We start from the raw sequence: 9,058 nt of genomic DNA, 5'->3' as shown, positions 1-9,058 counted from the left end.
GTGCCAAATGCTGAGTGAACCCATCCTGCAACCCTCCAAACGCGCATGGCCGGGGACCCGGCCGATCTTCACCGAAATCCAGGATTTGCAGGGTTGCAACAAGCCCCAGGACCTCGGCCATGCACGACATCAAATCGATCCGCGACAACCCGCAAGCCTTCGACGCCGGCCTCGCACGACGCGGCCTGAAGCCGATGTCGGCGTCGCTGCTAGCGATCGACGAGACCCGGCGTGCGGCGATCTTGGCTTCCGAGCAGGCGCAGGCGCGGCGTAATGCGGCCTCAAAGGAAATCGGCGATGCCAAGAAAGCGAAGGACGAGGCGCGCGCGGCGAAGCTGATGGCGGAGGTCGCCGAGCTCAAGACCACGATGCCGGAGCTCGAGGCGACCGCGAAGGCTGCCGACGAGGAGCTCGCCAGGGAGCTGGCGGCGATCCCCAATCTGCCGCTCCGCGAGGTGCCCGACGGTGTCGACGAGCACGGCAATGTGCAGCGCCATGTCTTCGGCAACAGGCGCAACTACGCGTTCGCGCCAAGACCGCATGACGATCTCGGCGCCGCACTCGGTGATATGGATTTCGAGGCGGCGGCAAAGCTCTCCGGCGCGCGCTTCGTCGTGCTGAAGAAGGGACTGGCGAGACTGGAGCGCGCGCTTGGCCAGTTCATGCTCGACCTGCATACCAACGAGCACGGCTATACCGAAATAAACCCGCCGCTTTTGGTTCGCGACGAGGTCATGTTTGGTACAGCGCAGCTACCTAAGTTCAGCTCGGATCAATTCCGAGTAGAAACCGAGGACGATCAAAGGAAGCATGCTTATATTAACTTCGAGCTCGATCGGAAGGCGGTCTTGGACTATGCCGAGCAGCATGGCGTTCAAGCGGCACGCGACGCCAAGCACGAGGTGTTGCACTTCGAATACAGGCAAAATCTGGATCGCCGTTGGTTGATTCCGACTGCTGAGGTTTCTCTCACCAATCTCGTTCGCGAATCCATCCTCGACGAAAAGCAGCTGCCGATGCGGCTGACTGCGCTGACGCCGTGTTTTCGCGCGGAGGCGGGCGCCGCTGGGCGCGACACTCGCGGCATGATCCGGCAGCACCAGTTCACCAAGGTCGAACTGGTCTCGATCACGACGCCGGAGACGAGCAAGGACGAGCACGAGCGCATGCTCGCTTGCGCCGAGGAAGTGTTGCGGCGGCTCGACCTGCATTACCGCGTGATGACGCTGTGCACCGGGGATATGGGTTTCTCGTCGCAAAAAACCTATGATATCGAGGTCTGGATGCCGGGCCAGGGCGATGGCGGGGCATTCCGCGAGATCTCGAGCTGCTCGGTGTGCGGCGATTTCCAGGCCCGCCGGATGGACGCGCGCTCGCGCGGTCCTGATGGCAAGCCGCGGTTCGTGCACACGCTCAACGGCTCCGGCACCGCGCTCGGCCGCGCGCTGATCGCCGTGATGGAAACCTATCAGCAGGAGGACGGCTCGATCGCGGTCCCCAGCGTGCTGCAGCCCTATATGGGCGGGCTGAAGGTGGTCGCACGCGACTAGGCGTGCTGCCAATCTGAAACGGTCGAAACGTTTGGTTGCGAAGATCGGGCGGCCGGTTATCCTGCCGGCCACCCGACAACGCGAACCCCTCGTTCATGGCCTTGCACCGCGACATCTTCTGGGTCGGCAGACAATGGGCGGTGACGGGTGCCGGCATCCAGGCTCTCGATCAGCGGCTGCGTGGCGTGTTCGACATCGGGATCACGCGGCTCTGGGACGACGATCTGGTCCACAGCCGGCGGGCCAAGCCCGGTGTGAATGCCGCGGATTTCGACCAGGCACTGTCGCTGGCACGCGAACGCTTTCCGCAGGCGTCGGTAGCGGACCCGTTCGTCGCACAGCTGGAGGCGCTCGGCGTCATCGAGGCGCCGATCGTGAGCCCGGTCGTGCCGGCGATGAAATTGCACGCCGAGGGCCGGCTGGCGCGCTTCCTGCCGCAATGGCGCGTTCGCCGATAGCCGGCCAAGCCGGTACCGGCAGCCGGCCCCGATCGGCCGGTTTGCCTGATCGGCCCCGGCCGGATAAGACGGCTGAGACCCGCTTCAGGAATCGACCTTTCCCATGCGCATTCTCTGCACCAATGACGACGGCATCCACGCCCCCGGCCTCAAGGTCCTGGAGGAGATTGCGCGCGCATTGTCCGATGACGTCTGGGTGGTCGCGCCTGAACTCGACCAGTCCGGCGTGTCGCATTCGCTGTCGCTGAACGATCCGCTGCGGCTGCGCGAGGTCGGCCCGCGGCACTTTGCGGTGCGCGGCACGCCGACGGACTGCGTCATCATGGGCGCGCGCCACATCCTCGGCGCCAAGCTGCCCGATGTCGTGCTGTCCGGCGTCAACAAGGGCCGCAACGTCGCCGAGGACGTGGTCTATTCCGGCACCATCGCCGGCGCGCTGGAGGGAACCATCCTGGGACTACCGTCTTTCGCCCTGTCGCAGGAGTTCAGCGTCGAGACCCGCGACCGGCCGCTGTGGGACACCGCGCGCAAATTCGGGCCCGACATCCTGCGCAAGGTGATCGCCGCCGGCATCCCGAAGGACACCGTCATCAACGTCAACTTCCCGGCTTGCGCGCCGGAGGATGTGCTGGGCATTCGCGTGACGCGGCAGGGCAAGCGCAATCTCGGCTTCCTCAAGATCGACGAGCGCAAGGACGGCCGTGGCAATCCCTATTTCTGGATCGGCTTCGAGCGCACCGCGATGATTGATACACCCGCCGATGGCACCGATCTCGCGGCGCTGCGCGAACGCTACGTCTCCGTCACGCCGCTCCGGCTCGACCGCACCAACGAGGCGTTTTCGGAGGCGCTGAGTGCGACGCTGAAGTAAGTCCGACGCTGAAGTAATCCGACTCGGAACGGGGCCTAGCCGCCGCGAAGCGCGGCTTCGATGGTCTTGCCGAGGGCGTCGAGCTGAAATGGTTTCTGAAGCGCCGGCCGATCGCGGTACTGCTCGGGCAGGCCGGAGGAACCGTATCCGGTGGCGAAGATGAACGGGCAGCCCTTTGCCTTGATGACGTCGGCGACCGGCGAGATGACCTTGCCGTTGACGTTGACGTCGAGAATGGCGATGTCGAACTCGGTTGCCTGGGCGAGCCGCATGGCTTCGGTGATGTCGCCAGCCTCGGCTGCGATCTTGTAGCCAAGCTCTTCGAGCATGTCCGCGACCATCATCCTGATCATCACCTCGTCTTCGACGAGGAATACAGAGCGGCCGGTAAGCCCCGTCGCGGTCATGGTCGAGTCCTTGCCCATTGTCAAAAACGTTCGCAGATAACATGAATCGACGCAATGCGCGTTTCGACGAACGGATGCATGAAAATGGCCGTCGCGGCTTGCCCGTTGCAAGCCAATTTGTGGTCAACTACTCCCATCTGAAGCCTATCATGGGTTCCCTGAGCCGGAACAAGAATCTAGCGCCCCAGCTCGGCGTCCCGGACCGCAAAGACAGCACAAGCAGGCAATGACTTCCCATCAGCACCCGCCGGAAAAGATGATGTTTCAGCTCACGCTGAGGCGTCGGGGCATCAGCGACCAGGCGGTCCTGCGGGCCATGGAGGAGGTGCCGCGCGATCAATTCGTCGACGACGCCGATCGCGACGGCGCGTATCGCGACAGCGCGCTGCCGATCGCCTGCGGGCAGACCATCAGCCAGCCCTTCGTCGTCGCCTACATGACCGAGCAGCTCCAGCTTCAGAAGAGGCACCGCGTGCTCGAGATCGGTGCCGGCTCGGGCTACCAGGCGGCGGTGCTGTCGCGGCTCGCCGGCCAGGTGTTGACGGTCGAGCGCTACCGCAAGCTTGCGGATGCCGCACGGATCAGGCTTGAAAAGCTCAACTATCACAACGTCGAGGTGATGCTGGGCGATGGCCTCAATCTGCCTCCCAATATCGGCCCGTTCGACCGCATCATCGTCACGGCCGCGATGGAGCAGCTCCCGGAGAACCTGGTCGAGCGGCTGGAGGTGGGCGGCATCCTGATCGCGCCCGTCGGTCCGCATCAGGGGGTGCAGACGCTGATCCGCCTGAGCCGGACGGAAGCCGGGATCGAGCGCAAGGAACTCGTCGAGGTTCGGTTCGTGCCGGCGCTGCCCGGCGTGGCGCGGGAGCTGTAGAATTCCGGATTGGCTGTGCTGCCAACATCTTATTGGGAGGGTTAAGCCGTTATTTACTCGGCGCGTGTTTACTTAAAACACCAGTTCTGTTGCGTACGAGTGAGTAACCATGTCCGTTGCCGCCGAGTTGCTTTACTCGCGCCGGGTGCCGCAGGTCGCGGTGCTGGCGCTGATCTCCTTCAGCTTCGCAGGGTGCAGCGCCGACATGTCGTCGCGCATGTCCCAGTCGAACTTCTCCAATCCCTTCGCACAGGAATCGACCGGTTCGGTGCAGCAGGCACCGCCGCCGCAGCGGGAGTTGCCGCAATATTCGCGGCCGCAGACGCAGTCCGGTTATTATCAGTCGCAGCCTTTGCCGCCGGCGGTGTCCGCGCCGCAATCCTATCCCGTTGCGGCAGGCGGTGTGTCCGGAGGCGGCCGCGGTGTCGGCTCCTACGCACCCCCGGCGCAGCCGCATCTGGAGACCACGGCCACCGTGCCGCCGCGTTCGGTCGCAGCCGCCCAGCCGGTCGGTGGAACCAAGATCATCGTCGGCACCAGCGACACGCTCGACCTGCTTGCCAAACGCTATCGCGTCACGCCGCAGGCGATTCTCGCCGCCAACGGCTATAAGGGGCCGCGCGCGCTCTCGCCCGGCCAGCAACTGATCATTCCGCACCAGGCTACGGCCGCTGCTCCTGCGCCGCTCATGGCTCCCGTTGCCGCTGCCCCCGCGATGGCGCCTGCTGCGAAGCCGGTTGCAGCCGTTGCCGCGCCGTCCAGCACGCACTTCGTGAACCACGGCGACACGCTCGCCAGCATCGCCCGCAAGAACCATATCTCGGCGGCTGAACTGGCCCGCGCCAATGGGCTCGATCCCTCTGCGAAACTGAAGCTCGGCGCCAGGCTGGCCGTGCCCGGCGCCAAGACCGCCGCCGTCGCAGCACCGCTTGCCGCGGCTCCGGTCGGAGCCGCTCCCGTCGCGGGGACGCTGCAGCCCGTTGCGGCCGCACCTGCGCCCGCCACCAAGATGGCGGCCGTCGCCGCGCCGGTGCAAAGCGCGCGCCTGGCCCAGGCCACCGCCAATGTCGAAGACAAGGCTGCGGAAGCTCCGGCGAAAGCTGCGGAGACCACCAGCGCGCTGCCGACTTTCCGCTGGCCGGTGCGCGGCAAGGTGGTCACGAGCTACGGCGCCAAGACCAATGGCAAGTCCAACGACGGCATCAATCTCGCGGTGCCCGAGGGTACGCCGGTCAAGGCGGCTGAAGACGGTGTCGTTGCCTATTCCGGCAACGAGCTGAAAGGTTATGGCAATCTCGTCCTGGTTCGGCACTCCAACGGCTACGTCACCGCATATGCCCATGCGAGTGAGCTGATGGTGAAGCGCGGCGATACCATCAAGCGCGGCCAGGTCATTGCCAAGTCGGGTCAATCCGGGGAGGTGGCGTCGCCGCAGCTCCACTTCGAGATCCGCAAGGGATCGAGCCCGGTTGACCCGCTTCAATTCCTGAACGGGGCGTGAGGCCAGCGTTGCCTCGGCACGAAAGCTGTCGTCGCACGGCTTGACCGGGCGATCCAGTACGCCGCAGCGTCTCGATCGATCAAAACTGTCTCTGGAATACTGGATTCCCCGCTTGCGCGGGGAATGACAGGTGTGAGTGCGGCTCTTAGCTCCCGCTACGTCGCCGTCAGCTTGACGCCGAGCCGTCCCGCAAGCTCCTGCACGAACTGCCAGGCGACGCGGCCGGAGCGCGAGCCGCGCGTCGTCGACCATTCAAGGGCCTCGCGCTCCAGCGCGTCATCGTCGACCTTGACGCCGAAATGGCTGCAATAGCCCCGCACCATCGCGAGATATTCGTCCTGGCTGCAGCGGTGGAAGCCGAGCCAGAGACCGAAGCGATCCGATAGCGAGACCTTCTCCTCGACGGCTTCGCCGGGATTGATCGCGGTCGAGCGCTCGTTCTCGATCATCTCGCGCGCCAGCAGATGGCGGCGGTTGGAAGTGGCGTAGAGGATGACGTTCTCCGGCCGACCCTCGATGCCGCCTTCGAGCACCGCCTTGAGCGATTTGTAGGACGCATCATTGCCGTCGAAGGAGAGGTCGTCGCAGAACACGATGAAGCGGAAGGGCGAGGCGCGAAGCTGCTCCATGAGCGCGGGCAGGCTCTCGATGTCCTCGCGATGGATCTCGATCAGCTTCAGTCTGTCGGCCGGTTTGCGCTCCGTGTTGATGCTGGCATGCGCCGCCTTCACGAGCGACGACTTGCCCATGCCGCGCGCGCCCCAGAGCAGTGCGTTGTTGGCGGGCAGTCCGTTGGCGAAACGCTCCGTGTTCTCCATCAGGATGTCGCGCATCCGGTCTACGCCCTTGAGCAGGAACAATTCGACGCGGCTGACCCGCGGCACCGCGGCAAGACGGCCGTCCGGGTGCCAGACGAAAGCGTCCGCCGGCTTGAACGACTCGCGTTCGACGGCGGGCTTGCCTTGCGCGGAGAGGTGCGCCGCAATCGTCTCCAGCGCGCGAACGATGCGCTCCTGGGAGACGCTTTGGCTGGCCTTGGAAGTCGTCTTGGACGTCGCCTTGGAAGCCGCTTTGAGGGCCGTCTTGGGACGTTTTGCCGCGACGCGGGCTGGCTTCGCGGCAGGGGTGCGGGGGCCTTTGCCGGCCGGGCTTTTGCTTGGTTTTTGGGGCATGTCCGAAGTTCCTGAGAATGCAGCCTTATCGGGCCTGAGCGCGCGCCGCAAGGTGGCTAAAAGGGCGGTGTGGCAGCGTTGCAATTGGGGTAATGGCCGCTATAGTCCGCGCGAATTTGACCGAACCGGTCGCCATTTGGGCCTGACCGGTTTTCCCCTGTTCTCACGAGGATCGTCCGAATGTTGATTACCCCTGCGTATGCCCAGGCTGCGGGCGCCGGCGACACCAGCGGCATGCTGATGTCGCTGCTGCCATTCGCCCTGATCTTCGTGATCATGTACTTCCTGATTCTGCGTCCGCAGCAGAAGAAGGTCCGTGACCACGCTGACCTCGTGAAGAACATCCGCCGCGGCGACACCGTCGTGACCTCGGGCGGTCTCGTCGGCAAGGTCACCAAGGTCGTCGACGACGACCAGATCGAGTTCGAGATCGCCGATGGCGTGCGCGTGCGGCAGATGCGCTCGATGGTCTCCGGCGTGCGCGCCAAGGGCGAGCCGGCCAAGGAATCCAAGGAAAGCGCCAAGGACGACGCCGCGGCGAAGTGAGCGCTTCCGCGAGTCTCTCAAGTCTTCCTGCAAGTCTCCTGATCTGACAGGTCCAGTCGATGTTGTATTTCACGCGGTGGAAGGCGCTCGGGATCATCCTGACGGCGCTGATCGTGTGCCTCTGCGCGGTCCCGAACTTCTTCCCCGAAGCGCAGGTCAAGACCTGGCCCGCCTGGGCGCAGCGGCGGCTGGTGTTGGGTCTCGACTTGCAGGGCGGCTCCTCTCTGCAGCTCGAGGTCGATTCCAACTATGTGAAGAAGGAAAAGCTCGACCAGATCCGCGACGACGTCCGTCGCGTGCTGCGCGAGGCCAAGATCGGCTTCACCGGCGGCGTCACCGTGCGCAACGACGCGGTCGAGGTTCGCATCACCAAGGACACCGACGCGCAGCCGGCGCTCGCCAAGTTGCGCGAGCTTGCGCAGCCGATTGGCGGCCTGATGGGGTCCAGCGGTCAGCGCGACCTTGAGGTCGCCGATGCTGGTGGCGGATTGATCCGCCTCAGTATTCCAGAGGCCGCGATGCTCGACCGCATGCGCAAGACCATCGAGCAGTCGATCCAGATCGTTGAGAAGCGCGTCAACGAGCTCGGCACCGTCGAGCCCATCATCCAGCGTCAGGGTAACGACCGCATCCTGGTGCAGGTGCCGGGCTTGCAGGATCCCACCCATTTGAAGGAACTGTTGGGCAAGACCGCGAAAATGGAATTTCGCATGGTCGATCCCTCGGTGCCGCCGGACCAGGCGCAGCAGGGCCGGATTCCACCGGATTCCGAACTGCTGCCGGCGGCCACGCCGCCGCCGCCCAACTATGTGGTCAAGAAGCAGGTGCTAGTTGCTGGCGGCGACCTGACCAACGCCCAGGCGACCTTTGACCAGCGTACCAACGAGCCGGTCGTTAGCTTCACGTTCAATACCTCTGGAGCGCGCAAGTTTGCGCAGGCCACGCAGGAGAATGTCGGGGTGCCCTTCGCGATCATCCTCGATGGCAAGGTGATCTCGGCGCCGGTCATTCGCGAGCCGATCACCGGCGGCCAGGGCCAGATCTCCGGCAGTTTCACCGTGCAGTCGGCCAACGACCTCGCGATCCTACTGCGCGCCGGCGCCCTGCCTGCGCCGCTCACGGTGGTCGAGGAACGCACCGTCGGTCCGGGTCTCGGCCAGGACTCGATCGAGAAGGGCGAGCTTGCGGCTTACGTCGGCTCGATCCTGGTCGTCATCTTCATGCTCTTGACCTACCGGCTGTTCGGGGTGTTCGCCAACATCGCGGTGGCCATCAACGTCGCAATGATCTTCGGCCTGTTGTCGCTGCTCAGTGCCACGCTGACGCTTCCCGGCATCGCCGGCATCGTGCTCACCGTCGGCATCGCGGTGGACTCAAACGTGCTGATATATGAGCGCATCCGCGAGGAGTTGCGCGGCGGGAGAAGCCCGATCTCGGCGATCGATGCAGGCTTCAAGCGGGCGCTTGCGACCATTCTCGATTCCAATATCACGACCTTCATTGCCGCTGCCGTGCTGTTCATGATCGGCACCGGACCGGTGCGCGGCTTCGCAGTGACGTTGGGCATCGGAATCATCACCACGGTCTTCACCGCCTTCACCATGACCCGCCTGATCGTCGCATGGTGGGTGCAGTGGACGCGGCCGAAAACTGTGCCGATTTGATCATTCGAGGCC

The 9,058-nt window shown here is 64.6% G+C and carries 9 protein-coding genes; 7 read left to right on the top strand and 2 right to left on the bottom strand.

Features of this window, described 5'->3' with window-relative positions:
- Positions 1–119: 119 nt before the first annotated feature.
- The 3 genes from serS to surE all read left to right on the top strand — a co-directional run bounded on the left by serS (position 120) and on the right by surE (position 2,879).
- The gene (gene serS, locus AC0L3A_RS04430; RefSeq protein WP_473253680.1) at positions 120–1,550 is read left to right on the top strand and encodes a serine--tRNA ligase; all 1,431 of its coding nucleotides are present in this window, start codon (positions 120–122) and stop codon (positions 1,548–1,550) included.
- A gap of 95 nt (positions 1,551–1,645) precedes the next feature.
- Positions 1,646–2,008, top strand: coding sequence for a hypothetical protein (locus AC0L3A_RS04425; protein ID WP_473253679.1), 363 nt, complete (start codon positions 1,646–1,648; stop codon positions 2,006–2,008).
- Positions 2,009–2,111: 103 nt separating this feature from the next.
- Positions 2,112–2,879, top strand: a complete 768-nt coding sequence (surE, locus tag AC0L3A_RS04420; RefSeq protein WP_007590669.1) for a 5'/3'-nucleotidase SurE — start codon at positions 2,112–2,114, stop codon at positions 2,877–2,879.
- Between the two features lie 35 nt (positions 2,880–2,914).
- On the opposite strand, the gene AC0L3A_RS04415 is transcribed toward surE, so the two are convergent.
- Positions 2,915–3,286, bottom strand: coding sequence for a response regulator (locus AC0L3A_RS04415; RefSeq protein ID WP_007590670.1), 372 nt, complete (start codon positions 3,284–3,286; stop codon positions 2,915–2,917).
- Positions 3,287–3,512: 226 nt separating this feature from the next.
- Here AC0L3A_RS04415 and AC0L3A_RS04410 point away from each other — a divergent pair, with 226 nt between their 5' ends.
- The gene (locus AC0L3A_RS04410) at positions 3,513–4,163 is read left to right on the top strand and encodes a protein-L-isoaspartate(D-aspartate) O-methyltransferase (RefSeq protein ID WP_007590671.1); all 651 of its coding nucleotides are present in this window, start codon (positions 3,513–3,515) and stop codon (positions 4,161–4,163) included.
- A gap of 109 nt (positions 4,164–4,272) precedes the next feature.
- Positions 4,273–5,664, top strand: coding sequence for a peptidoglycan DD-metalloendopeptidase family protein (locus AC0L3A_RS04405; RefSeq protein ID WP_473253678.1), 1,392 nt, complete (start codon positions 4,273–4,275; stop codon positions 5,662–5,664).
- A 155-nt stretch (positions 5,665–5,819) separates the two neighbouring features.
- On the opposite strand, the gene AC0L3A_RS04400 is transcribed toward AC0L3A_RS04405, so the two are convergent.
- The gene (locus AC0L3A_RS04400) at positions 5,820–6,836 is read right to left on the bottom strand and encodes an ATP-binding protein (RefSeq protein WP_473253677.1); all 1,017 of its coding nucleotides are present in this window, start codon (positions 6,834–6,836) and stop codon (positions 5,820–5,822) included.
- Between the two features lie 180 nt (positions 6,837–7,016).
- Between AC0L3A_RS04400 and yajC the strand changes: the two genes are divergently transcribed.
- Together yajC and secD are read left to right on the top strand one after the other, a co-directional pair.
- Positions 7,017–7,382, top strand: a complete 366-nt coding sequence (yajC, locus tag AC0L3A_RS04395; RefSeq protein WP_007590674.1) for a preprotein translocase subunit YajC — start codon at positions 7,017–7,019, stop codon at positions 7,380–7,382.
- A 59-nt stretch (positions 7,383–7,441) separates the two neighbouring features.
- Positions 7,442–9,046 (top strand): protein translocase subunit SecD, encoded by a 1,605-nt coding sequence (secD, locus tag AC0L3A_RS04390; protein WP_007590675.1) that lies wholly within the window; start codon positions 7,442–7,444, stop codon positions 9,044–9,046.
- Positions 9,047–9,058: the final 12 nt, after the last annotated feature.

It is taken from the genome of Bradyrhizobium sp. MI1.3 (assembly GCF_055811695.1).
This window is presented reverse-complemented; position numbering and strand designations above follow the sequence as displayed.

What these genes read in the sequence shown, in the direction of transcription:
- serS (WP_473253680.1), top strand. Translation starts at nt 120, where the DNA reads ATGCACGACATCAAATCGATCCGCGACAACCCGCAAGCCTTCGACGCC.
- AC0L3A_RS04425 (WP_473253679.1), top strand. Translation starts at nt 1,646, where the DNA reads ATGGCCTTGCACCGCGACATCTTCTGGGTCGGCAGACAATGGGCGGTG.
- surE (WP_007590669.1), top strand. Translation starts at nt 2,112, where the DNA reads ATGCGCATTCTCTGCACCAATGACGACGGCATCCACGCCCCCGGCCTC.
- AC0L3A_RS04415 (WP_007590670.1), bottom strand. Translation starts at nt 3,286, where the DNA reads ATGACCGCGACGGGGCTTACCGGCCGCTCTGTATTCCTCGTCGAAGAC.
- AC0L3A_RS04410 (WP_007590671.1), top strand. Translation starts at nt 3,513, where the DNA reads ATGACTTCCCATCAGCACCCGCCGGAAAAGATGATGTTTCAGCTCACG.
- AC0L3A_RS04405 (WP_473253678.1), top strand. Translation starts at nt 4,273, where the DNA reads ATGTCCGTTGCCGCCGAGTTGCTTTACTCGCGCCGGGTGCCGCAGGTC.
- AC0L3A_RS04400 (WP_473253677.1), bottom strand. Translation starts at nt 6,836, where the DNA reads ATGCCCCAAAAACCAAGCAAAAGCCCGGCCGGCAAAGGCCCCCGCACC.
- yajC (WP_007590674.1), top strand. Translation starts at nt 7,017, where the DNA reads ATGTTGATTACCCCTGCGTATGCCCAGGCTGCGGGCGCCGGCGACACC.
- secD (WP_007590675.1), top strand. Translation starts at nt 7,442, where the DNA reads ATGTTGTATTTCACGCGGTGGAAGGCGCTCGGGATCATCCTGACGGCG.